This window comes from Chitinophaga sp. CCNWYY40, from assembly GCF_037483205.1.
Taxonomy (GTDB): Bacteria; Bacteroidota; Bacteroidia; order Chitinophagales; family Chitinophagaceae; genus Chitinophaga; species Chitinophaga ginsengisegetis.
Genome location: NZ_JBBHLF010000001.1, coordinates 1,005,229 through 1,030,026 on the forward strand (window position 1 = coordinate 1,005,229; position 24,798 = coordinate 1,030,026).

The 24,798-nt window shown below is 46.1% G+C and carries 22 protein-coding genes; 18 read left to right on the forward strand and 4 right to left on the reverse strand.

Going from position 1 to position 24,798, the window contains the following annotated elements:
* The first annotated feature begins 66 nt into the window (after positions 1–66).
* From V7S65_RS04085 to bshB1, 4 genes are all read left to right on the forward strand, one after another.
* Positions 67–1,068, forward strand: coding sequence for an alpha/beta hydrolase (locus V7S65_RS04085; RefSeq protein ID WP_336386120.1), 1,002 nt, complete (start codon positions 67–69; stop codon positions 1,066–1,068).
* Positions 1,069–1,147: 79 nt separating this feature from the next.
* A complete protein-coding gene (locus V7S65_RS04090; RefSeq protein ID WP_227024585.1) occupies positions 1,148–1,771 on the forward strand; it encodes a DUF4294 domain-containing protein in 624 nt (207 codons plus the stop codon).
* A 46-nt stretch (positions 1,772–1,817) separates the two neighbouring features.
* Complete coding sequence (locus tag V7S65_RS04095) at positions 1,818–2,312, forward strand: hypothetical protein (RefSeq protein ID WP_336386119.1); 495 nt, start codon at positions 1,818–1,820, stop codon at positions 2,310–2,312.
* A gap of 35 nt (positions 2,313–2,347) precedes the next feature.
* Complete coding sequence (gene bshB1, locus V7S65_RS04100; protein WP_079468090.1) at positions 2,348–3,076, forward strand: bacillithiol biosynthesis deacetylase BshB1; 729 nt, start codon at positions 2,348–2,350, stop codon at positions 3,074–3,076.
* 363 nt (positions 3,077–3,439) lie between these two features.
* On the opposite strand, the gene V7S65_RS04105 is transcribed toward bshB1, so the two are convergent.
* A complete protein-coding gene (locus V7S65_RS04105; protein WP_310009537.1) occupies positions 3,440–3,565 on the reverse strand; it encodes a hypothetical protein in 126 nt (41 codons plus the stop codon).
* 273 nt (positions 3,566–3,838) lie between these two features.
* Between V7S65_RS04105 and V7S65_RS04110 the strand changes: the two genes are divergently transcribed.
* The 12 genes from V7S65_RS04110 to V7S65_RS04165 all read left to right on the forward strand — a co-directional run bounded on the left by V7S65_RS04110 (position 3,839) and on the right by V7S65_RS04165 (position 15,810).
* Positions 3,839–4,393 carry a peroxiredoxin gene (locus V7S65_RS04110; RefSeq protein WP_089896021.1) on the forward strand — a complete coding sequence of 185 codons (555 nt, stop codon included), beginning with the start codon at positions 3,839–3,841 and terminating at the stop codon, positions 4,391–4,393.
* Positions 4,394–4,503: 110 nt separating this feature from the next.
* Positions 4,504–5,091: a carboxymuconolactone decarboxylase family protein gene (locus V7S65_RS04115; RefSeq protein WP_336386118.1), complete on the forward strand. Its 588-nt coding sequence runs from the start codon at positions 4,504–4,506 to the stop codon at positions 5,089–5,091.
* Positions 5,092–5,284: 193 nt separating this feature from the next.
* Positions 5,285–5,521: a 50S ribosomal protein L28 gene (rpmB, locus tag V7S65_RS04120; RefSeq protein ID WP_079468087.1), complete on the forward strand. Its 237-nt coding sequence runs from the start codon at positions 5,285–5,287 to the stop codon at positions 5,519–5,521.
* Positions 5,522–5,551: 30 nt separating this feature from the next.
* Positions 5,552–5,734: a 50S ribosomal protein L33 gene (rpmG, locus tag V7S65_RS04125; RefSeq protein WP_079468086.1), complete on the forward strand. Its 183-nt coding sequence runs from the start codon at positions 5,552–5,554 to the stop codon at positions 5,732–5,734.
* A gap of 75 nt (positions 5,735–5,809) precedes the next feature.
* Positions 5,810–5,983 carry a DUF4295 family protein gene (locus V7S65_RS04130; protein WP_079468085.1) on the forward strand — a complete coding sequence of 58 codons (174 nt, stop codon included), beginning with the start codon at positions 5,810–5,812 and terminating at the stop codon, positions 5,981–5,983.
* Positions 5,984–6,143: 160 nt separating this feature from the next.
* Positions 6,144–7,106, forward strand: a complete 963-nt coding sequence (gene ftsY, locus V7S65_RS04135) for a signal recognition particle-docking protein FtsY (protein ID WP_111578767.1) — start codon at positions 6,144–6,146, stop codon at positions 7,104–7,106.
* Between the two features lie 208 nt (positions 7,107–7,314).
* Positions 7,315–8,196 (forward strand): cupin-like domain-containing protein, encoded by an 882-nt coding sequence (locus V7S65_RS04140; RefSeq protein WP_079468083.1) that lies wholly within the window; start codon positions 7,315–7,317, stop codon positions 8,194–8,196.
* Positions 8,197–8,411: 215 nt separating this feature from the next.
* Positions 8,412–9,728, forward strand: a complete 1,317-nt coding sequence (rimO, locus tag V7S65_RS04145; protein WP_336386117.1) for a 30S ribosomal protein S12 methylthiotransferase RimO — start codon at positions 8,412–8,414, stop codon at positions 9,726–9,728.
* A gap of 124 nt (positions 9,729–9,852) precedes the next feature.
* Positions 9,853–11,649, forward strand: a complete 1,797-nt coding sequence (locus V7S65_RS04150) for a DEAD/DEAH box helicase (protein WP_079468081.1) — start codon at positions 9,853–9,855, stop codon at positions 11,647–11,649.
* 146 nt (positions 11,650–11,795) lie between these two features.
* On the forward strand, positions 11,796–13,745 hold the full coding sequence (gene glgB / locus V7S65_RS04155; protein WP_336386116.1) for a 1,4-alpha-glucan branching protein GlgB: 1,950 nt from the start codon (positions 11,796–11,798) through the stop codon (positions 13,743–13,745).
* 330 nt (positions 13,746–14,075) lie between these two features.
* Positions 14,076–14,987 carry a DUF4382 domain-containing protein gene (locus V7S65_RS04160; protein ID WP_336386115.1) on the forward strand — a complete coding sequence of 304 codons (912 nt, stop codon included), beginning with the start codon at positions 14,076–14,078 and terminating at the stop codon, positions 14,985–14,987.
* Positions 14,988–15,210: 223 nt separating this feature from the next.
* Positions 15,211–15,810, forward strand: a complete 600-nt coding sequence (locus V7S65_RS04165) for a toxin-antitoxin system YwqK family antitoxin (protein ID WP_336386114.1) — start codon at positions 15,211–15,213, stop codon at positions 15,808–15,810.
* A 645-nt stretch (positions 15,811–16,455) separates the two neighbouring features.
* On the opposite strand, the gene V7S65_RS04170 is transcribed toward V7S65_RS04165, so the two are convergent.
* Positions 16,456–18,852, reverse strand: coding sequence for a glycoside hydrolase family 31 protein (locus V7S65_RS04170; RefSeq protein WP_079468076.1), 2,397 nt, complete (start codon positions 18,850–18,852; stop codon positions 16,456–16,458).
* A gap of 254 nt (positions 18,853–19,106) precedes the next feature.
* Positions 19,107–20,210: a WD40/YVTN/BNR-like repeat-containing protein gene (locus tag V7S65_RS04175; protein ID WP_336386113.1), complete on the reverse strand. Its 1,104-nt coding sequence runs from the start codon at positions 20,208–20,210 to the stop codon at positions 19,107–19,109.
* A 145-nt stretch (positions 20,211–20,355) separates the two neighbouring features.
* On the opposite strand from V7S65_RS04175, the gene V7S65_RS04180 reads away from it, so the two are divergent.
* Both V7S65_RS04180 and V7S65_RS04185 read left to right on the forward strand, forming a co-directional pair.
* Entirely contained in the window at positions 20,356–23,457 is a 3,102-nt protein-coding gene (locus V7S65_RS04180; RefSeq protein ID WP_079468074.1) for a sensor histidine kinase, read from the forward strand.
* A gap of 48 nt (positions 23,458–23,505) precedes the next feature.
* Entirely contained in the window at positions 23,506–24,174 is a 669-nt protein-coding gene (locus tag V7S65_RS04185; protein ID WP_079468073.1) for a response regulator transcription factor, read from the forward strand.
* A gap of 293 nt (positions 24,175–24,467) precedes the next feature.
* Here the strand turns inward: V7S65_RS04185 and V7S65_RS04190 are convergent, their stop codons facing one another.
* On the reverse strand, positions 24,468–24,617 hold the full coding sequence (locus V7S65_RS04190; RefSeq protein ID WP_159454179.1) for a hypothetical protein: 150 nt from the start codon (positions 24,615–24,617) through the stop codon (positions 24,468–24,470).
* Positions 24,618–24,798 lie beyond the last annotated feature (181 nt).

Below are 24,798 nucleotides of genomic sequence, written 5' to 3' on the forward strand. Positions count from 1 at the left end.
ATAACCGGCGGGGCTGCGGCATTTCAGAATTCTTATCTACATTTAGCTGGAATAAATATCCTTATGATGCGTAGGTGGTTGCGTATATCCCTGATCGTTATAGCCATAGCTTCCGTGGTGTATCTTCTTGGCCCCAAACCGGCGGAACCGGTTTATGAACACATTCTGCCGGCAGTACCGGCTGCAGGCCCCGCCCTGGAAGCATATATAAAGCAGAAAGAAGCCGCGCACCGGCTGAAACCCGATAATGAAGCGCGTATTGTATGGCAGGATTCCGGGTTTCATAAAACGCCTTATTCCGTGGTATACCTGCATGGCTTTTCCGCCAGCCAGGAAGAGGGGAACCCTGTACACCGCAATTTTGCCGCGCGCTACGGGTGTAACCTTTACCTGTCGCGGCTCGACGGGCACGGGATTGACACCAGCGATCCGCTGCTGCATATGACGGCAGCAGGTTTGTGGAAAGATGCAGAAGAAGCGTTGAGCATAGGCAAGGCGCTGGGCGATAAGGTGATCCTGATGACCACCTCCACCGGCGGCACGCTGGCACTGAAGCTGGCAGCGGCGTATCCCAATGATGTATATGCCATGATCAATATGTCGCCCAATATTGCCATCAACGACAACCTGGCCTTTCTTGCCAATAACCCCTGGGGGTTGCAGCTGGCCAGAACGGTGAGTAAAGGTGATTTCAGGCGGAGCGATGACAAGAACCCGGAAACCGCAAAGTACTGGTACAACAATTACCGCCTGGAAGCGGTGGTGCAACTGCAAAACCTGCTGGAGTCCAGTATGATACCGGCAACGTTCAAAAAAGTACATCAGCCGGTGCTGAACCTGTACTATTATAAAGATGAACTGCACCAGGATAAAACGGTGCGGGTAGCCGCCATCCTGGAGATGGAAAAGCAGCTGGGCACACCGGATTCTTTAAAGGAGGCCGTGGCTATTCCCGGCGCCGGCAACCATGTAATGGGCTGCGCGCTTACAGGTCATGATATCCCCGCGGTGGAAAAAGCGATAGATAATTTCGTAATGAATAAGTTACATATGAGGCCGGTGCGATAACACTTTTTAGTTAACCCGGATTCTGAAATCTTTTATAACTTGTGGTAACATTCTATCTATAAGCAACGTTAAGTTAACTATGCGTATCCGTATTAAACAGATCATCGTTTCATTATTCCTGGCACTGGGCGTATCCCTTTGTTACACGGAGGCGATGGCCCAGGAGGCGCATGGTGCGGATGTAATACCATTGCATGCCATGATAGTGGGACGTGATACCGTTCCGGTAATTACCCTGGCCATATTTGATGTAGTGGCTAAGATGCCAAAGGCGTTGCGTAAGGAACGCGAGCGCTGGAGCCGTTTACGCAATGCGGTATATGTAACCTATCCTTTTGCCAGATCGGCGGCGAAGGTGCTGAAAGATGTGAACACCCGTATGGCTACCATGAATAAAAGGGAACGTAAAGCCTTCCTGGCCAGCAAGGAAAAAGAACTCAAAGCCCAGTTTGGCGATAAACTCGAAAACCTCTCCGTTTACCAGGGTAAAGTACTCATGAAACTGATTGACCGCGAAACGGGTCAGAACTGCTTTGAAATCATCAAGGAACTCAAAGGCGGCTTTAATGCCCGTGTATGGCAAACCGTTGCTTTCTTTTTTGGAGGCAACCTGAAAAGCGATTACGATAAGCAGGAAGACCGCGACATCGAGGTGATTGTACAGGAGCTGGAAATGTACCAGCAATTCCGCGCCTATAATTAATTGGGCTATCTTCGTAATATTCGCCTGTCATGAAAAAGGGCTTATTATGAAAGCAAGGATCTCACTTATCAGCTTATTATTTATTTCTGTTGGGGCAGCGGCACAGATAGCCGATGACGATCCCGTGTATGTACTGGACAGCGTGGTAGTAACGCAGGCCGCCATCGGGCAGGTTTCGCCCGACCGTATTGGTGTGATCACCATTGCCAAAGGCGCCAAAGCCGTGCTGAAGTACGGCAGCCAGGCGGAGAACGGCGTGGTGTATATAGAAACCAAACCCTTTGCCCGTAAAAGGGTGAATGCCTTATTGAGCAGTGAATCCCCCGCATATGACAGTTTGTTGCGTAAATACGGCAACGACAGCAGCTTTTACTTCATCGTAAATGGTAAACCGGTTACCCCTACCAATGAAACCGGTTTGATGACTGTAGACCGGAAGACTTTCCGTTCCGTAAAGGTTATTTCCGACAAAGAAGTACAGGATAAGTACCAGGTGATGGACCGGAAGGCCGGGATCGTTATCACCAGTTCAGAAGATTAAATATTTTCCCATCTTTGCACCTCAATTTACAGCATATGAAACTAGATATACTGGCTATAGCGGTGCACCCGGACGATGTGGAGCTGGGGTGCGCCGGCACACTGATGGTGCATGCACGGCAGGGAATGAAGGTAGGCGTGGTGGATCTCACCCGCGGGGAACTGGGCACCCGGGGCACCCCGGAACTGCGTGAGCAGGAAGCACAGGCAGCGGCGAAGATCATGGGACTGGAAGTAAGGGAGAACCTGGGGCTTGCTGACGGCTTTTTCAGAAACGATACCATGGAGCAAATGGCGATCATTACGGCGATCCGGAAGTACCGCCCGGACATCGTGCTGGCCAATGCGATGGACGACCGTCATCCTGACCACGGAAGGGCCGGCAAACTGATTGCCGACAGCTGTTTCCTGGCGGGATTAAGAAAAGTGGAGACTATGGCAGACGGGCAGCCACAGGAAGCGTGGCGTCCGAAGCAGGTTTTTCACTTCCTGCAGGACCGTTATCATGAGCCGGATTTTGTAATAGATATCAGTGCCGTGATGGAGCAGAAGCTGGATGCGATTAAAAGCTTCAGTTCGCAGTTCCTGGCGCCGAAAGACCATGAGCCACAGACTTACATTTCCGGTACGGGCTTTTTCGACAGTGTTATTTACCGTGCAAAGATGTTGGGTAAGATGGTGGGGGTGGAGTATGCCGAGGGGTATACTTCTGCTAAAATGATCGGTATCCGGAATTTTGCGGATATGATCAGTGAAACTACCTGATTACATACCTGGGATATACCTGGAAGTGGCTGTGGACATGCTTAGGAGTAGCCTTTGACATGGAGTAATGGTGGAGGTGACGTGGAGGGGACGTGGACTTGATCTGGAAACCTTTTACTGTATTGGGTTAGCGGGGATTTTGATAGCGCTGGTTATTCACCTGGAAGCGATTGGGAGACGATAACGGAATTATCCGGTATGGTTTCCCAATCGCTTTTTAATGATAAAATATGAGTAAGGTGAAAGATAATAAAAGTTAAGGGGGCAGGAGTGCAGTCCGGTCGCATCAGTACCTACCGGCATATAAAAGTCCGACCCCACTTTGGGGTGTTTTCAGAAACGGTCAATGGGACCCGCTAAACACTAAATGAACAGATCTCGGGTAGCGTCAAATTCATCGTGTTTGATGATGCTGTTTTTAATAAACGGGATCAAAGCAAGTCCAATCGTGATAACCACCAGTAAAAAGTATTTTTTCTTCATTTCCATGCTAAATTGATTAAAAAAAGTCCACTTATATAACTAAATAACGTGCCAAATTGTTACAGAAATAGCATAAAAATGTTAAGTCCGGAACATTTTTTTTGCTTATAGTTGCCGTGTTCGTTGTTACCCGCTCCACCGCAGTGAAAAGCCACATATATAGAGAAACTCAATACCACATTTTTAAAATCTATTTGATTAATAATGAATGTAATGTGATCTTTGCGCCGTCAAAGAATAAAATCATTAGTCTGTAAATCAAAAAGAGAATTAGTTATTATGAAAAATGTTATCTTATCCGTAGGGTCAGAGTTTCCCGAATTCAAAAAAACGGCTGTAGTATCAATTGAAAAAGGTAAAGAATTTTATGAATTGTCTTCTGAAGAACTGAAGAACTCCGGCAAATGGATGGTGATGTTCTGGTGGCCTAAAGACTTTACTTTCGTATGTCCTACTGAAATAGCTGAATTTAACAAACATGCGCAGGATTTTGCTGATCGTGATGCGGTGTTGATCGGTGCATCTACTGACAGTGAGTTTGTACATGCTGCATGGAGAAGAGATCATGAAGATTTACGTGGCCTGCAGTTCCCTATGCTGGCTGATACTTCCAAATCCCTTGCTACTGAGCTGGGTATCCTGGAAGCCAATGAAAAAGTGGCTTACCGTGCTACCTACATCGTAGACCCTCAGGGTATTGTACGTTGGGTTTCCCTGTATGACCTGTCTGTAGGCCGTAGCGTGAAAGAAGTACTGCGTGTACTGGATGCCCTGCAAACAGATGAGCTGTGCCCTTGCAACTGGACTAAGGGTGAAGCTACGCTGACTGCTTAATTAATCAGGTCATTTACTGTTTTATTAGGAAGAAGGTTGTTCTGCCGGGATAAACATGGCAGGACAGCTTCTTCTGCTAATAAAATTATTAAATAAAAAAATTACATATTATGTTTGCAACTACAAATCAGGATACGGCTGTTCAATTACTGGAAGCGGTAGGGTTGACGGCAGATTCGGTTTCAGGAAAACTGCAATCCCTTGTAAATGTGGATGCGCGGTACCTGAAGGATCTGAAGATCAATGTATCCAATTCGCTGGCGGCAGCTACCTTATCGAAGAAAGAGGCGTATATGATCGGGCTGGCTGTGGCGGTGAATGAGAAGCATGCGGATCTGCAGGCATCATTTGAGAAGCTGGCAGTGCAGGAAGGAGCAACGGACAAGGAGGTTGCAGAGGTGATCAGCTGTACTTCCCTCATGAGTGCCAATAACGTATATTACCGTTTCAGGCATTTTGTGAACAAGGAATTTTACACCACTACACCTGCAGGCATCCGGATGAGCATTATGGCGAACCCGGTATTGGGGAAAGAATTTTTTGAGTTACTGAGCCTGGTGGTATCTGCATTGAACGGATGTGAAATGTGCGTAACTTCGCACGAAGAAGCGTTGCTGAAACATGGAACGGATCAGCAAAGAGTATTGGAATCGGTAAGATTAGGAGCCGTTTTACGTAGCCTGATCGTACTGTTGTAAAAAATATTTTTCGGCAAAAGACAGATGTAAATTTGCCTGATAACCGAATGGTTATCAATATTTTGCATTGTGTTCACTTATTAAGAAGCCGCTTTTTACAGGTGACTTTTATGCATTTGTGAATAAATTCATTTAATAATATTTGCAAAATCCATAAATAAATTGGACTTTTGCATTCCTAAATTTTTAGATCATGGCAAGAGTATGTCAGGTGACAGGAAAGAAGCCGATTACAGGTCACCATGTTTCCTTCTCCAACATTAAGACGAACAGAAGGTTTCTTCCTAACCTGCAAAAGAAACGTTTTTTCCTGGCAGAAGAGGACAAATGGATATCATTGAAAGTTTCTGCTGACGGTTTAAGAACCATCAACAAGAGAGGTTTGTATGCAGTTGTGAAGGAATTGCGTGCAGCTGGTCAGGCAATCTAATTCTAAGACTCACTTAATTTGTAATACACAATGGCAAAAAAAGGTAATAGAGTGCAGGTAATTCTGGAGTGCACAGAGCACAAAGCTTCTGGCCAACCCGGAACTTCCCGTTACATCTCTAACAAGAATAAGAAAAATACTCCTGAGCGTCTGGAGTTGAAAAAGTACAATCCTATTTTAAGGAAAGTGACTGTACACAAAGAAATTAAATAAGTAATTGTTAATGGTGAAATGGCTGTATTAGCATACTGCCAATTAGCCATTGGACCATAAAAACAATAGAATACCATGGCAAAAGTAGCTTCAAAGAACGCGAAAGTAAAAGATACTAAAGCAGCAGCTGAATCAAAGGTATGGACCAAGGTTATCAGAGCTATCCGCTCTCCTAAAACCGGTGCTTATACTTTTAAGGAAGCAATCGTGCACAAGGATAAGATCCAGGAGTACATGACCCAAAAGTAATTCGGCTTTACTAATAATACTGAAAGGCTGTCCTGTTAAGGGACAGCTTTTTGCGTTTGTGAGGAGGTTGTCTGAAGACAAAATTCGCGTCGTTAACACAAAAGATGTATTTTAGCACCCTAAAAAAACCGGAATGTACCGGACCCAATTAATCTAAATTATGAGCTTTTTCAATAAACTATTTTCCAGGGAGAAGAAGGAAAATCTGGATCAGGGTTTACAAAAAACCAAAGAGAGCTTCCTGAGTAAAATAGGACGCGCCATTGCAGGGAAGTCCACCGTAGACACCGAAGTATTGGATAACCTGGAAGACGCCCTTATTTCTGCAGACGTTGGCGTAGACACAACCGTAAAGATCATTGACCGCATAGAGCAGCGCGTGGCTAAGGATAAATACCTGGGAACCAGTGAATTGAACAGAATGTTGCAGGAAGAGATTGCAGCGTTGCTGATAGATGCGCCGGATAGTGGCTTCCGTGATTTCGACATACCGGCTGGTAAGAAGCCTTACGTGATTATGGTGGTAGGTGTAAATGGTGTGGGCAAAACCACTACCATTGGTAAGCTGGCCTACAACTTTAAGAAAGCGGGTAAGTCGGTGATGCTGGGTGCGGCAGATACTTTCCGTGCAGCAGCGGTAGATCAGCTGACGATCTGGAGTGAAAGAGTGGGTGTGCCTATTGTAAAGCAGCAGATGGGATCCGATCCCGGCGCAGTGGCTTTTGATACGGTACAGAGCGGCGCAGCCAAAGATGTGGATGTAATTATTATAGATACCGCCGGCCGTTTGCACAACAAACTCCACCTGATGGATGAACTGGGCAAAATTAAGCGGGTGATGAAGAAAGTGATTCCTGATGCCCCGCATGAAGTACTGCTGGTGCTGGATGGCTCTACCGGGCAAAATGCGCTGGAACAGGCTAAACAGTTCACCGCTACCACAGAGGTAACAGCCCTGGCTATTACCAAACTGGACGGTACCGCGAAGGGCGGTGTGGTACTGGCCATTGCCAACCAGTTTAAGATACCGGTAAAATATATTGGTATTGGTGAGAAGATGGAAGATTTGCAGGTATTTAATAAAGAGTCTTTCGTAGATTCACTCTTTAGTGTAAATGCCTGATTTTATGATCATTGTGAATGTTATTTATCAACCAGCATAAACCTTATCTAATATTTTACTTTAAGTAAAGGCAATCGGGCTCCAACAGGAGCCCGGCTCATTTTTTGATCAACATTAAAGCTCTTTGTTTGTAATTATAAAATCGCACTGCATTTATTAAATTTGGATAATTGTTCCCTTTTTGTACCCTTTTTAACAATTCGTAAGTATGATAGTACAGCACATAGATCGAGTTGAAGATATTACACCAGCGGAATTCAAGAAGAACTATTACCAGCCACGTAAACCTGTAATTATTCCGGCGGCGGCACTTAGCAAACACTGGCCGGCCTACAACAAGTGGACATGGGATTATTTCAAATCAATAGTCGGCAGCAAAACGGTTGGGGTATACAATAATGAGCGCGCCAACGAAAATACCCTTGTAAACGGGGCGGATGATTACATTACTTTCGGGGCATACCTCGACATGATACAGCAGGGACCGGTAGCGCTCCGGATTTTCCTGTTCAACATTTTTCAGCATGCTCCCCAGCTGGTGGAAGATTTTACTTTCCCGGATGAATTTGCCTCCGGATTTCTGAAAAAGTACCCGATGTTATTTGTGGGTGGCGCCGGTTCGGTGGCACACATGCATTATGACATTGACCTTTCGCACATTTTCCATACCCAGTTTATTGGGCGTAAGCGGGTATTGCTGCTGGAAAACAACCAATCGCCCCTCATTTACCGGATGCCTTTTACCGTGGAGAGCGCGGCTAACTTCGTGAACTGGCATGAGCAGCTGGACCAGGACCAGTTTCCGGCGCTGAAACATGCGCGGGGCTATACTACCATCCTGAACCACGGCGATACCATGTTTATGCCGGCGGGCTACTGGCATCATATGGAATACCTGGATGGCGGTTTTGCCATGAGTCTCCGGGCGCTGGACCCTTCTTTCGTCAATAAACTCAACGGGCTTTACCACCTGGTAGGGCTGCGGGGAATGAATAACCTCATGATTAAGATGGCGCCCAAGTGGTGGTACCATTATAAAAGACAAAAGGCCCGCGAGCGTGCCGACAAGGCCATGCAAACGCTGGGCTGACCTGGTTCCAACGTTATGCTAAGTAACTAATGAACAGTTACTTAGCATTAATTTCCAATTGTCAAATCTTTTTACTACCTTTGCACCTTCCTTAACCCCCACTAAGACTCAAGTCACATACAGTAAGTCTGCTGTTACATTCAATCAGTGTCTGTGTGTCTTCGTGGCGGTAGCGGCTCAACAAATGATTGACCGCTTGTTTAAAACATTCGCGCTTGAAGACAAAAACTTTAAAGAAAGACAAGGTTAATATTATTACGCTTGGTTGTTCCAAGAACATGGTGGATTCAGAAGTACTGAGCGGTCAGCTCATGGCTAATGAAATCGATGTGGTGCATGAAAGTGCAAAACGCGATCATAACATTGTTGTGGTGAACACCTGCGGATTTATTGACAAGGCCAAAGAAGAATCGATTAATACCATCCTGGAGCAGGTAGAGCTGAAACAACGTGGCAAGCTGGATAAGGTTTATGTAACGGGTTGTTTGAGTGAACGCTACCGGGGCGACCTGGAATCAGAAATCGGAGGAGTAGATGCATGGTTTGGAACGATGGAATTGCCCCTGTTACTGAAAAAGTTTGATGCAGATTATAAAGCAGAACTGATTGGAGAAAGATTACTGAGTACCCCGTCTCATTATGCTTACCTGAAAATAGCGGAGGGTTGTAACCGTACCTGTTCTTTTTGTGCTATTCCGCTGATGCGGGGTGGCCATGTTTCCAAGCCTATTGAGGACTTGGTAACAGAAGCGCAGAAACTGGTGAAATCCGGTGTAAAGGAAATCATGCTCATTGCGCAGGAGCTGACCTATTATGGTTTGGACCTGTACAAGCAACGCCGTTTGGGTGACCTGATGCGTGCGTTGGCCGGAGTGGAAGGACTGCAATGGATTCGTCTCCATTATGCTTATCCCACCAAATTCCCGATGGAGATCCTGGATGTGATGAACGAGTTCCCGAATATCTGCAAGTATATTGACATGCCGCTGCAACATGCTTCCAATGCCATGTTGAAGGCTATGAAGCGTCAGATTACGAGGGAGGAAATTGAACAGCTGGTGCATGATATCCGTGCCAAAGTACCGGGTATCTGTTTACGTACTACCCTGATTGCCGGTTTCCCCGGTGAAACGGAAGATGACGTGGAAGAGCTGAAAGGTTTCCTGGAAAGAATGCGTTTTGACCGTGTAGGGGTGTTTACCTACAGTCATGAAGAAGGAACCAGCGCCTACGAGCTGGAGGATAATATCCCGGCAGAAGAAAAGGAGAGCAGGGCGCAGGAAATTATGGAAGTGCAGCAGGAAATCTCCCTGGAAAAAAACCAGGAAAAAGTAGGGAAGATCTTTAAAGTAATAGTAGATAAAAAAGAGGCAGGCAGATACCTTGCCCGTACCGAGTTTGATTCGGTGGAAGTAGACAACGAAGTGATTATAGACACTACCAAACGCCTGAAACCGGGCGACTTTGTAGAAGTACGGATCACCAAGGCGTTTGATTACGACCTCGAAGGAGAACTGGTAGCTAACAGCTAATCACTGAAAGCCACCAACAGCCGATAGCTAACGCTAAAAGCTGAAATAATATTTCTAACAGCTGATAGCTAACTGCTAAAAGCTATATCCACAGCTCCCGACGGAGCTTGATTAATGCAAATCAATGACTACATTTGAATCACTGGGCTTACAAGAGCCTATCTTAAAGGGAATTACGGACCTGGGCTTCGTTTCCCCAACTCCCATCCAGGAACAGGCAATACCAGTATTGTTAGGAGGTGACCGCGATTTCGTAGGTCTTGCCCAGACGGGCACCGGTAAAACTGCTGCATTTGGCCTGCCTTTGCTACAGCAACTGGATCTGAAAATAAATAAACCACAGGGACTGATTTTATGTCCTACCCGTGAACTCTGTTTACAGATCACCAATGATCTGAAAAACTTCAGCAAATACCTCGGCGATGTGAGCATCGTAGCGGTATATGGCGGTTCCAGCATTGTTCAGCAGCTGCGTGAACTGAAAAGAGGAGTACACATTGTGGTGGCTACTCCCGGCCGTTTACTGGATATCATTGACCGTGGTGCGGTTAATTTTGACAATGTGCGTTATGCTATACTGGATGAAGCAGATGAAATGCTGAACATGGGATTCCAGGAAGACATCAACAGCATCTTGTCTAACACCCCTGAAGGTAAAACTACCTGGTTGTTTTCTGCTACCATGCCACAGGAAGTTCGCCGTATCGCCAAGAAATACATGGAGGATCCGTTTGAACTGACCGTAGGTAACAAAAACAGCGGTAACGTTAATATAGAACACGAATACTACGTAGTGCGCCCGCGTGAAAAATATGCGGCCCTCAAACGTATCGTGGATTTCAACCCTGAGATTTTTGGTATCATCTTTACCCGTACCAAAATTGAATCCCAGGAAATTGCTGAATCGCTGATCAAGGACGGTTACAATGCAGATGCCCTGCATGGCGACTTAACCCAGCAGCAGCGTGATAAGGTGATGAAACGCTTCCGCGAAAGAGCGCTGCAGGTATTAGTGGCTACAGATGTGGCTGCCCGTGGTATCGACGTGGACAACGTAACACACGTTATCAACTACGATTTACCGGATGACGTAGAAAACTACACACACAGAAGCGGCCGTACCGGTCGTGCCGGCAAATCAGGTATCTCTATTGCTATCATCAGCAGCCGTGATACCGGAAAGATCCGCCAGATTGAACGTGTGATCCAGAAGAAATTTGTAAAAGCTGAAGTACCCGATGGTTTCGCAGTATGTGAAAAACAACTGTTTGGCCTGGTACATAAAGTACATAACGTAGTAGTAAACGAAGAACAGATTGAACCTTACATGGAACGCATCAACGAAGAGTTTGCCTCCATGACCAAGGAAGACCTGATCAAACGTTTTGCTTCCCTGGAATTCAACCAGTTCCTGGAATACTACCAGGATGCGCCTGATCTGAATGCAAAAGACGACAGACGCGCCGGTACACTGGGCGATGACAGAGGTCCGCGCAGAAGCGATGGCAAATTCACCCGTTTATTCATCAACCTGGGTTCAGTAGATGATTTCAACCGTGGCGATATGCTCCGTTACCTGTGTGACAATACTGGTCTCCGTGGCAATAAAATCGGCCGTATCGATCTGAAGGGTGTTTATTCCTTCTTTGAAGTAGAGAACGAAGAACTGCCAAAAGTAACCGAAGCTTTCAAGAAAGTGGAATATAACGGCCGCAGCGTGAGGATAGAAATGTCCCAGGATGGCGACAGACGTCCCCGCACCGGTGGTGGTGGCGATCGTGGTCCGCGTCGTGAAGATGGTCCGCGTAAAAGAAGCTGGAGTGCAGAAGGTGGCAGCCGCCCGGGTGGTAGCCGCAGCGGTGGCGACAGACGTGAGTCTTTCGGCAGCGGTGGCAAACCTCCGTACAAGAAAAAATACTAATCCGGTAACGGAATAGCGATATAAAAAGAGAAAAGGTGTCCATCGGGCACCTTTTTCTTTTTATGTAAATATCTGTTTCATAGTATAGGTCATTTTCCCAAATTTAAACTATCTTGTTCATCAAGACACCCAATTCACACGTTATTATGACCGGAGATACAAATCGCGCTTTACAGTACGTAGAACCATTTACTCTTTTTTCTTCCAGTGATATAACGCTTTTCCAGGCAGGCTCACATTACCGGCTATACGAAAAGTTTGGCGCTCATGCTATGGAGGTAGAAGGCGCCCATGGTACGTACTTTGCCGTTTGGGCGCCGGACGCAGCATTTGTAGCAGTAATGGGGGATTTTAACGGATGGGATCATTACACCCATACGCTTTACCCGCGGTGGGACAGCTCCGGTATCTGGGAAGGTTTTGTGCCCGGCGTGAAGCCCGGCGCACTTTATAAGTATTTTATCCGTTCCAACAGCGGGGAAGAGCTGATCAAGGGAGATCCTTATGCCAATCACTGGGAGGTACGTCCTAAAACGGCGTCGGTGGTATGCCCGCTGGATTATGAGTGGGATGATAAGAAGTGGATGGATCACCGACGGAAAAACAACGCGCTCGACAGTCCTTTTGCCGTATACGAGGTACACCTCGGTTCATGGCGCCGCCCTGATCCTTCTGATCCGGAGCGGGTGTATTCTTACCAGGAAATAGCCGATATGCTGGTGCCTTATGTAAAGGAGATGGGCTTTACCCATGTGGAGATGATGCCCATTATGGAGCATCCTTTTGATGGTTCCTGGGGGTACCAGATCACCGGGTACTTTGCGCCTACTTCCCGGTATGGCACGCCGCAGGATTTTATGGAGATGGTGGAAGCTTTTCACCTGGCGGGTATTGGCGTGATCCTGGATTGGGTGCCGTCGCATTTTCCGTATGATGCGCATGGGTTGTTCCGTTTCGACGGATCGCATGTGTATGAATATGCGGATATGCGTAAGGGTTATCATCCGGACTGGAACAGTTATATTTTCAATTATGCGCGGAATGAGGTGCGGTCGTTTTTACTGAGCAATGCTGTTTTCTGGTTCGACCGGTTCCATGTGGATGCTATCCGCGTAGATGCGGTGGCGTCGATGATCCACCTGGATTATTCCAGGGAGCGGGGCGGGTGGGAACCCAATGAAGTGGGGGGCAATGAGAACCTGGAAGCCATCAGTTTTCTGAAGAAGCTGAATGAAACGATATACGCCCTGTTCCCGGATGTACAAACCATTGCGGAAGATTCTACTTCCCACTATGGCGTATCCCGGCCAACTTTTATGGGTGGACTGGGCTTTGGTATGAAATGGATGATGGGCTGGATGAATGATACCATCGACTATTTTAAAAAGGACCCTATTCACCGGAAGTGGTACCAGAACGATCTGACATTCAGTTTGGTATATGCGTTCGGAGAAAACTTTATGCTGCCGCTGAGTCATGATGAAGTGGTACACGGGAAGTCGCCCATGCTGTATAAGATGCCTGGCGACGACTGGCAGAAGTTTGCCAACCTGCGGTTGTTGTATAGTTATATGTATACCCATCCCGGCACCAAGTTGCTGTTTATGGGGGATGAGTTTGGGCAAACATCTGAATGGAATTACCGTGGGGAGCTGGACTGGCACCTGATGAAGCATCCCACCCATCAGGGTTTGACAGCTTTTGTAAAAGACATTAACCAGTTTTACGCCACTACTACCGCGTTATATGAACAACAGTTTGATGCCGCGGGTTTTGAGTGGATCACGGTAAATGATTATGATAACTGTGTGCTGGCTTATGTGCGGAAAGGGAAAGAAGCCGGTGATATTTTGCTGGTGGTATTGAACATGACGCCGGTAGTGCGGGAAAACTACCTGGTGGGGCTTCCCGTAGCAGGTGAGTGGGAAGAAGTAATGAACAGCGATGCCCTGAAGTACTACGGCAGTGGCGTGGTGAATACCGGTGTAATCCGTACCGTTAAACAGATATATAACGGCAGGGATTATACGATTTCTTTGCGTTTACCACCTTTGGGGGCCACTATACTAAAGCTTCTGAGCCTGGGTGAACGTTGAGTGCCGGCCGGTAATAGTAATCGTAGTTGACTGATTATTTATTGAGATAAAATTTTTAAAGGAGATAAAGCAGGAAGATCCTGTTTTCATCTCCTTTATTTTTTTAAGATAAAAAAAATCGGAACATACAGTTTCAAGTGAATCAAGCTGTTTAAAAAAACTCTCAAAAAAAGTGTTTACCCGGTTAAACTTTGCCTTCTTTTTTCCATCTATCAGCAATCTGATCCTGTTGCAATAACCGGCTATGGTGGTACGTTTTATGAGGTATCAGTATTTCAACCAGATCAATTCGTCCATATTTTTATTTAGTTACATAAAACCGTTCTTTTTATGAAAAACATTCTCCGCAAACCGGGGCATGGTTTGGTGATAGCAGTGTTGGCTGCTGTTACATTAGCAGGCGCCTGTAAAAAGGATAATTCTGCTTCCACCACGCCGATTCCGGACAATAAGCAAAAAGTAAGTCTTTATTTGTCAGATGATCCGGGTTACTTCGACAAAGTATTACTGGACATCCGCAGTGTGGAAGTGCTGGTGGACACCTGCGGGAAAACGGACGACGACAACTGGTCGGACCGGGACCGTTGCTGGTGGGATGAGGACCGCGACCACGACCGGAACAGCGGGCGGGATACCTGCCAGTTGTGGGATTCATTGGATATTAACCCTGGTGTTTATGACCTGCTGACATTGAGGAACGGAGCGGATACCCTGCTGGCCGGCGGCTTGGTGGCAAAAGGAACGATGGAACGGATCCGTATTACCATTGGCGACCAGAATTCGCTGGTAAAAGATGGCGTTACTTACCCGGTGAAATCGATCTCCGGTCAGTCGAAGATCATTGTGAGGGTGCGTCATAACGAATGGGACGAGCTGAGTGCGGATAATCTGCAGTTGTGGCTGGACTTTGATGTACAGCGCTCTATTGTCAGAACATGGAATGGAAAATTCATCCTCAAACCCTACATTAATGTATTTACCATTCTTAAAATGGGCAGCATTTCAGGTAAGGTAACCCCATGGGACGCTTACCCGGTAATTTCTATTTACAACAACAGCAATGATACTTTATATGCACTGCCGTGGAGAAGCGGAGAGTATAAGGTACGTGGTTTGAAAGTGGGCGACGACTGGAATGTTTTTGTAAATGCCTCCAACGGTTACCAGGATACTACGGTTACCGGCGTGAAGGTAGAACGGGGGAAAGACACGCGGATAGGGAATATCCAGCTGCATAAGTAACGCGGATGTTGTCTTTCTCAGGATTAGACTGATTATACTGATTACTTTGATTTTACTTTTTGGATTATAAAGGATTTGGGAAGATGAAAATGGGGGGCCTGTTTTTATCTTCCCAAATTATTTTTATGCAATACAGCGTTTAATAGCGGGGAAGGCAATACGGGAGTTGATACCTGCGTTAAATACATGCGTAAAATATTTAACTTGAGACAAAGTAATATCTATGAAGAAACTGTTGTTTTTATACCTGTTGTTATTGAGTGTTTGCAGCATGGGGATGGCCCAGGCGAAGGTGAACCAGCGCGACGGGCAAAGCCGTAAGCAGGGGCGTTGGGTAGAGGAAGTGGGGGAAGTGAGGGGAGAGCCGGGCTATACGTGGGAAGGCGTGTATAAAAACGGCCGGAAGGAGGGTGTTTGGAAAAAGACTTCTGCCATTGGTAATTTACTGGCGGAGGAAACTTATAAGAACAACGTGCTGGATGGTTATTGCAAATATTATTTCCCTAACGGGAAGCTGAGTGAGGAAGGTGCTTTCCTGGCTACTGAAATTGAGGGGCAGCGGGATACCATCATGATCATTGATCCGGTGACCAATGCAGAAACGCCCACGGAGATTGTAAGGTTAGGTAATTCCGTTCGTAACGGGGTGTGGAAGCTATATGATGAAGAAACGGGGAAGATGGTGAAGGAGTATTACAAACGGGGGGAAACCGTTACTGCAGATGAGTTGGGAGATAGTACCGAAGTTGCCACACCTGCTGTAAAGAAGGCTCCGTTGCAGCTGCCGCATGAAAATGCCGGTAAGCAGAAAAAGAAGGGGTAACCAAAATGAACAGACGGGAGGCTAAAATGAACAAAAAGAATTGTCTGTTTTAGCTTTTTTTTATGTAATTTCATCAATAGGATGTGATCTTATAGAACCCGTAAGTCACCAATAAATTTTTATTGCAGATCCTTTTAACTTGTTTGTATGAAAAGCCTTACTATCAACCACGCGGAAAATCCTCAGGAACTACACGGAATGGAATATACTACTGACAGGATGGAAATCCTTTTCAGAGCTATTTTTATCTTTTTGGTGTTTTGTGCATTGACCTCTATTTTCTTTCTGTCTATTTTTTATTAAGCATAAACAAATATCATCAACGTGAAAAAGGCTCAATGATGGTGATTCGTCATTGAGCCTTTACGTTTTTGTGAATATTGCTAAATTGATTTTTTAAGATGTAACCCTTATTCAGAGTGGATCTACAGGTTGCTTTCTGTGATTTCTGATTCCGGGACTCTTAATTCAATGTTAAGGAGTTATTCATTTTGTTCATTGTGCGTTTATCGCCTGTGAACATTTTGTACAATGATATTAAGCATCTATTTTTATATCTCTAAAGTTGGCATAGGTTATGAAACCGGCGCGAGATCTCTATCTGAAGTGCCTTTCTTTTTTCTTACCACTTTATCGGATCTGTTTCTACTTCATTGATATTTCTTCAAAGTTTCTGGGTACCACAAATGACACGGTATTATCTGCCAGCAGGTTTTCCGGCAGTAAGGCAATGGCTTGTCCGTCTACCACGAGCGTAGTGGGTTTGAAGGGAAGGCCATGTACAATAATCCGGTGATTTTTGTATGATGTTTCGTAGTTGATATAGAATTGTTTTTTAAGATAGAATTGTTGTGCGGTAGAACGTTGCTTGAAGCGGATTACGTTATACTGTCCGTTTTTGTAGCCGTAGTGATCGCCGGCATCTTCGTACAGTACGCTTTTCACTTCTGTGTCATCAAAGTAAACATGCAGCAGCATTTCTGTAACCGGTGTTTGCTGGGTGTACTGCATTTCCGGGAATTCCGGTAATACAGCGCCGGCCTTTACAAACAGGGGGATTTCATCCAGCGGTGTTTTTACTTTGATTTCTTTTGCGCCTGCATATTTCTGATCGTTCCAGAAATAGTACCAGTTGCCTGCGGGGAGGTATACTGCTTTTTCCTGCATACCTTTTTCGCTTACATGACTGATCAGCAGGGAATCGCCAAACATAAACTCGTGCGAGCAGTTATGCGTGGCCACATCTGTTTGCGCCACAAAAGCCAGGGGGCGCAGCATGGGCGTACCGTGGGTGGCGTATTGCCAGAAGGTGGTGTACAGATAGGGGAGCAGCTTATATCTTAATGTAATAAACTTGGTTACTACTTTTTCGTACTCCGGCCCAAAGCTCCAGGGTTCCTGGTTAAAGCCGGTTTCATTACTGGCGGAGTGCGTACGCATGAGCGGGTGGAAAACGGCCAGCTGAATCCAGCGGGTATACAGCTCGCCATCGGGTTCGCCGATGAAGCCGCCGATATCGCTGCCGGTAAAGGAAATACCGGAAACGGCTAAACGCTGGCATTGCACGCTGGCCAGCCAGAGGTGTTCCCAGCTGGATACGTTATCGCCGGTCCATACGGAAGACCAGCGCTGTGCGCCTGCATAGCAGGAGCGGGTAATGAGAAAGGAACGGTTGGGCATCAGGTATTTTTTCATACCGGCTGCGGTGGCCTTGCTCATCAGGTGGCCGTATACGTTATGGGCTTTGCGGTGACTTACCTCTTCGCCGTCGTAGTCGTGGCGGACATCTTCGGGGAAGGAGCCCATTTCAAATACGGCGGGTTCGTTCATATCGTTCCATACGCCGCGTACGCCGGTTTCGGCCAGGCTTTTGAACAGGCTGCTCCACCACTCCCGTACTTCGGGGTTGGTGTAGTCGGGGAATACGCATTTGCCGGGCCAAACGTCTCCTTCCATGAGTGCGCCATCGGCGCGTTTGCAGAAGTAGTTGTTTTTGATGCCTTCCTGGTATACAGCGTAGTCGGTGTCTACCTTAATGCCGGGATCAATGATCACTACTACTTTAAAGCCTTCGGCGGCCAGTTCTTTGATCAATCCTGCGGGATCGGGGAACCATTCCTTGTTCCAGGTAAAGCAGCGGAAGCCGTCCATATAATCGATATCCAGGTAGATGACATCGCAGGGGATCTTCCGTTTCCGGAATTCTTTTGCGATTTCCTTTACGCGGGTGTCGGGGTAGTAGCTCCAGCGGCACTGGTGGTATCCTAATGCCCATAGTGGGGGCAGTTCGGGGGTACCGGTGATTTTTGTATAGGACTCGGCCACTTCCAGCAGGTCGGGGCCGTAAATAAAGTAATAGTTCATTTCACCGCCGCGGGCCCAGAAACTGCAGGCATCTTCCCTTTCTTTACCAAAATCAAAGATGGTGCGGAAGGTGTTATCGAAGAAAATGCCGTAGCCGACGCCATGATGCAGGCCGTAATAAAAAGGGATGTTCCGGTACAGCGGATCGGTATCTTTCTGATAACCATAGGCATCTGTTCCGTAGTTTTCCAGGCGTTTGCCCCTGAGATTCAGTTCGGTGGGCTTGTCGCCCAACCCGTAGAAGCATTCCCCTTCCTGTACTAACTTGCTGCAATACTGGATTTTACCTCCTTTGAGGAGGTAGTGTTGCCAGTGGTAACCCATTTCATCCTGGTTGATCACTTTTCCTTCCTTATCTGAAATGGTGATGCGGAGGTTATCGCGTGCTATAAATACCTTTAGTTCGTCTGTATAGATCTCAAAAGTTTCTTCCCACTCTTTGATCCCGAATGCGATGGGGGATTCTTCCAGCGTATCGCTGGTGGCGTAGGAGAAATCCCGTTGAAAAGAGCCTTCCGCAGCATATCTGAAGCGGATGATCTTGTCGGCAATTACCCTTATTTCGAGAATTGTTTCTGTAGTATAAAAACAAAAGTAGTTTCCTTCTTTTTTCCAATCCCTGATACCATCGGGATAGTGTTTGGCGCCGTATTTACTGGACGAGGTTTCAACTTGCATAATCTCTTTTTCTGGATGCGCGGTAATGCGTTAACGAGGTCTTAAATTACATAAAAAAATCAGAGTAGTGGTAGTCCTTTTGCGTTAGATGCTTCTTTTTCTACGTTTACCCTTTAAATTAGCTGCTTTGCAAAATATCTCAGCAAGTAAATAAATTACTTATTAACTTCATATCAATAAATTTACTTTTTGCTTTAACCTATTTTAGTGGGTGCACCTTTCCAGGAGCACCTTTTTGTTGGCAGCGGGCCGGGTTAACGGTTGTCCAGCACCCCGATCTCTTTTGCGGCTACATATACTTTTGTTCCTTTTCTTGCTTTTGCGGCGACATTAAATCCTTTACCGATCGTTTTCCAGTGATGACCGCCATCTTCTGAAATATCAGTGCCGGAGGTGCCGGTGGCGATGAGCAGCTGTGGGGTGATCCAGGCCACGCAGGAGCGGTATCCGCCGGGAGGGACAGCGGGAGCTTCCCAACTCCGGCCGCCGTTGGCGGTGAGCATACAGTTGCCTTTCCGGGCGGTGTCCTGCTTATAGTCGCCCCCTACGGCGATCCCGTTGGCGGTATCGCGGAAGGCGATGGAAAATACGCCGGTAGTACTGCTGCCCTGTATCAGCGGGATCGTGTAGGCTTGTCCGTTATCCGCGCTTTTAAAGAGCCGGGCTACCTGGCCGCCGGTGGCGAAGTAAACCTTGTTCCCGGGAAACAGCACCATGCTGGTGCCGCTGGCGGCGAAGATGGCTTCTCCTTCTGCCGCGGCCGGCAAAGTGGGCGTGGGGTCGGCTTTCCAGCTGCGACCGCCGTTATGTGTCCGGATGACAGTAAATTTCCCGTCGATCGGATCACCGATAGCGATACCTTCCCGTTCGTTAAAAAACTGCATGGCATCAAAGAAAATGCCCGGCCTGTTATCGTAGAATACCTGCTTCCAGGAATTCCCCCCATCTTCCGTTAAAAAAATCAGCGCCGGGGCGCCGGCATTCAATACAATGGCTTTACGGGCATCAAAAGCGTACAGCGAACGCCAGTCGCAGCTATCGCAACCGGTAACGGTGGTCCATTTCCAGTGTTTACCGCCGTCGGTGCTGCTGCCTACCTTGCCGCCGGTACCGGAGGCCCATACCACCTCATCTGTTACCACGCTGAGGCCCCGGATACTTTGAACCGGAGTAGCCGATATGATGTTTATATGATAACCGGCTGCTGTTTCCTGGGCGGCTGCCGGGTGAAACGTAAATATTAAAGTATAGCATCCTAACAGCAACAGGCGGCGCAGCGCCCTGCATTTGTGAGTGATAAAGGGCCACTGCCGGGTATCTAAGCCTGGTGTGCCGGATGTAGTGTTGGCTGTATTCATAAAGTATTTCGTTTATTCCCAATCTGTTACCGGGAAGAAAATTACAAAATTGCTACAAAGTGTGACACAGATTTATATATTTGCAGATTACCTAACCTGCTTACTCATTAACAATATTCCAGTGCATCAACCGCGTCGCTTAAAAATGTTTATCCTATGCTGTATATGGGGACTCTTCTCCGGGGTACTGTATGCGCAGGACAAACCATACATTTTTGACAGCTACAGCGTTAATGAGGGCCTTTCTCAAAGCACGGTATTCGATATCACCCGCGACGATCAGGGATTTATGTGGATTGCCACCCGCGACGGGATCAACCGTTTCGATGGCTATACCTTTAATGAATACCGGTACAAACCAAGCGCTCTTTACAAGGCGGGCGAAGGAAAGGGAGAGCTGGTAGCCCGCGGATCTACCGGCAACCGCGCGGTTATCAACCGTTTTGATCTGAAAGGGTATAAAGGTTTTTCTTTTTATAAAGACAGTCGCTCCCAGCTGCTGCTGGCCCATAACAACGGGATCAGCGTGTACGATAAATACAAGAACAACTTTAGCAAACTGCTGGAAGATACCACCATCGTAAATGCCGCGGAACGTGATAGTAATGTGAAGTTTGCGATCCTGGGAGAAGATACGGCCTCTAATACGCTGTGGGTATGGCGACCAATGAAAGGCATCTACGTGCTGGATAATACCACTTACGCCATACGCCGTATCATCCTGTATCCGCCGCAGTTTACACAAAGACGGATATTGCCTTCCGCGGTTATGAAAGATGGGAATACCATCTGGATGAACGGAGATCAGGGCGAGCTTTTTTCCCTGAATATCAAAAACCTCCGCATCTCCACCTATTGTTTGCCCGGTGTGGGTGATAAGCCGTTGTTGCGTAACCTGAACAAAGACTCCATGATCATTATCAGTGCAGGTCATATTACGCTCTTTAACAAGCAACGCAACAAATTCAGCGACCTGGTTTTTGATATGAAGAATGAAAAGGGGGAACCATTCATTCCTGCTGTGTCTGAACTGGATCAGTACGGCAACGTATGGATAGGCGGGAGTGATGGCGTGCTGATATACAGTATTGCGCGTAATGAAATTGTGCGGCATATTGTGAGCTTTAATACTTTTGAAACGCGGTCGTTCAATGATGTATCGTGGCTTTACCGGGATGTGGCCGATAACATGTGGGTAGGCACCGATGGCGACGGTCTGAAAAAATATTCCCCGCATAAAAAAGTGTTTAACCTTTACCGGTCGCCTTACATCACGCACAACATGGTGCAGGCCGTGTACAAGCATGATGATGGCAAGTTGTATGTGGGACTGATGCGGGACGGATTGAATATTTATGAAGATGGAGGAAAATTCCTGGAGCGTATTTCCAATGAATTATATCCCGGGAAGTTTCCCGGCAACGATCTGGGCGCTATTTGCAGGGAGAATGGAGATCAGCTCTGGCTGCACTTTGCGGGTATGCACATCGGGTTGTTCAATGTAGAAACCAAATCGTTCCTGGATCTTACAGGAAAGGTAACGGCATTGGGTTTACCTACGCAGCTTGCACCTTTTCCCTTCCTGTTTAAACGTACCAACGGACAATTGTATTTCAATTATGGCGGCTACCTGCTGATGTTTGATAATACTGAGAAAGGATACGAAGTAGCGGTAGTACATAATTTTTCGGATGAAGTATTAACTGCTTTTTATGAAGACTACCTGGGTAACCAGTACGTGGGTACGAAATCGGCGCTGTATATAAAACGTGTGGCCGACTCCCGCTGGAAAAGCGTGTTTCTTGCTCCCGGCACTACTGTAAAATCCATCAATAAAAATGCGCATAAAGAGTTGCTGGTGGCCACTAATAAAGGATTGTTCATCCTGGATGATGCAGGCCGCATCAAGCAACACTACAACAGTTATGATAATCCCAAACTGATCAATGATTATATGTACGGCGTGTTGCTGGATGATAAAGACCGGATCTGGGTGAGCCATAATAAAGGGTTGTCGCAGATCAATCCGTTGACCGGTGAAATCACTACTTATAATTATGAAGATGGATTACAGTCGAACGAGTTTAACACCGGTGCATTTTACAAGTCTATCGACGGCGAATTATTTTTTGGTGGTATCCGTGGTGTGAACGGATTTTATCCAAAGAATTTCCGCGACAATTTATCCAATGCCAAAGTGATCATCCGACGGATGGAAGTGCTGGACAAGCCTTACGAATCTGACACGGCTATTTCGTTACTGAAGAAAATAGAGTTGCCTTATAACCAGAATACTATTGCGATAGAATTTGTGCCGCTGGAGTATACCAATCCATTAAAGAACAAGGTGCAGTATAAGCTGGAAGGCGCGGATGAGGACTGGGTGCAGGCCGGAACTTTCAGGATGGCGCGTTATACCAACCTGCATCCCGGCAGTTATGTTTTTAAGCTGAGAGCATCGAATAATGATGATATCTGGAGTACTGTTCCTACCACGTTGGAGATCGTGATCCGGATTCCTTTCTGGCAGTCGTTATGGTTCCGGTTTTTACTATTGCTGCTGCTGCTGGGCATTGCTTATTATTTCTCTACCCTGTATCTGGATTATAAGATACGGCATGAGAAGCTGAAGCTGGAAAAGGAGCAGGCGGTAGACCAGGAGCGGGCGCGTATTTCCAGCGACATGCATGATGATCTTGGGTCAGGGTTATCTACCATCCGGTTGCTGAGTGAAGTGGCTAAGCGTAAAATCCAGGATCCTTCCCAGACGCGGGAAGTAGAGCGGATTTCTGAAACGGCGGGAGAGATGGTGGACAAGATGAGTGAGATCATCTGGGCGATGAGTTCATCCAATGATTCGCTGGCCAACCTGATTGCTTATATGAGAAGTTTTGCGGCAGAATTCCTGGAGCATGCGCACATCACGCATCAGTTTTATATTCCTGAAACGATTCCCAACATTAAGCTGAGTGGTGGTACACGGCGCAATATTTACCTGGCGGTGAAAGAATCATTGCATAATGTAGTGAAACATGCGAAGGCAACAGAGGTAATTGTGGAAGTGAAGATGCATAAAAATATGACGATAATGATTAAGGACAATGGAAAAGGATTTGACCAGGAGAAGGTTAGATTATTTGGAAACGGATTAAAAAATATCCAGAAAAGAATGATATCAGTTGGAGGAAATGCGGATATCAGCTCGAATAATGGAACAATAGTTTTTCTCGATATCCCACTAAATTAACATACATTTGTTTTTAATAACATTTAAGTGTTATAATTCCTTTTAAACATGACGGTATACTCAAAGAAGAAGTCCCAGGATAACATGGACACTATCACTATTGCGATAGTAGAAGATAATCATGATATCCGCACGGCTATGGAATTGCTGATTAATGGTTCTGACGGTTACGCCTGTGTAGGGACATTCAATAATGCGGAAACTGCCGTGGAGCAAATCCCTCAACTGATGCCTAACGTGGTGTTGATGGATTTCAACCTGCCGGGTGGCATGAATGGTATTGAATGTATTGCGCAGTTAAAGCGGGAGCATCCTGATATGCAGTTTATGATGCTGACAGTGTATGAAGATGATGATAAAATCTTTATGGCGCTGGAGGCAGGTGCGAGTGGTTATATTCTTAAGAAAACATCTCCGGGCGAATTACTGGAAGCTATCCGAGATTTGTATGATGGCGGTTCCCCGATGAGTTCGCAGATAGCGAGGAGAGTGGTGGCATTTTTCCAGAAGCAGGCCAAGCCGAATCCGGCGCTTGAAGCATTGACTACACGTGAAAAAGAAATCCTGGATCAGTTGTCGAAAGGTTATTTGTACAAAGAAATTGCGAGTAACCTGTTTATCAGTATTGAAACGGTAAGACGCCACGTACATAATATTTACGAAAAGCTGCACGTACGCAGCCGTACTGATGCAGTGAATAAATATTATAACAGATAAGTCAGTAATTCAGGGATTTTATTGTTTTCTGAATAAGAAGCAATAAAATCCCTGAATGTTTTTCAACGGTGTTCTGTTTTAGGTTTGAACACCAGGTGCACAGATAATACCACAGCAGCAATCAACAGGCAGGCAAGTTTAAATAACAGACCAGTTTTCATAGGATAAGGGATTTACGGTTAATAGGTAATATGGTTAAGACATAACACTCCCTGATGGCTATTGCCAGGCTGATGTGACCAGTTGTGAATATTGTATGAAAGCCGTTTGTTGATAAAAGCAGGTAAAATTGATCATCGCATCATTTGCCATGCATCAAATTTCCGGATAAGGCGAAGGAATTTATTTCCGATGCTGTTATCCTCTTCTTTTTTAATGAAGTAAGTAGCTACGAGTGCTACCAGAAAAACTGCGGTAAGCAGGATTAGAAATAGTATTTTCATAAGGACATAGGTTAGGATATCTCAAAATTGTTGACTTATGTAAATATAAATAAAATTCTGATATAAGGATTCATTCACATTAGTTTTTTTTATACCATTTTCATGTGATACTTCCCGAAAATCCCCAAAACTGTTCATTATCTCCCGGAAATATAAAATTTAACAGTCTTAATACATTGGT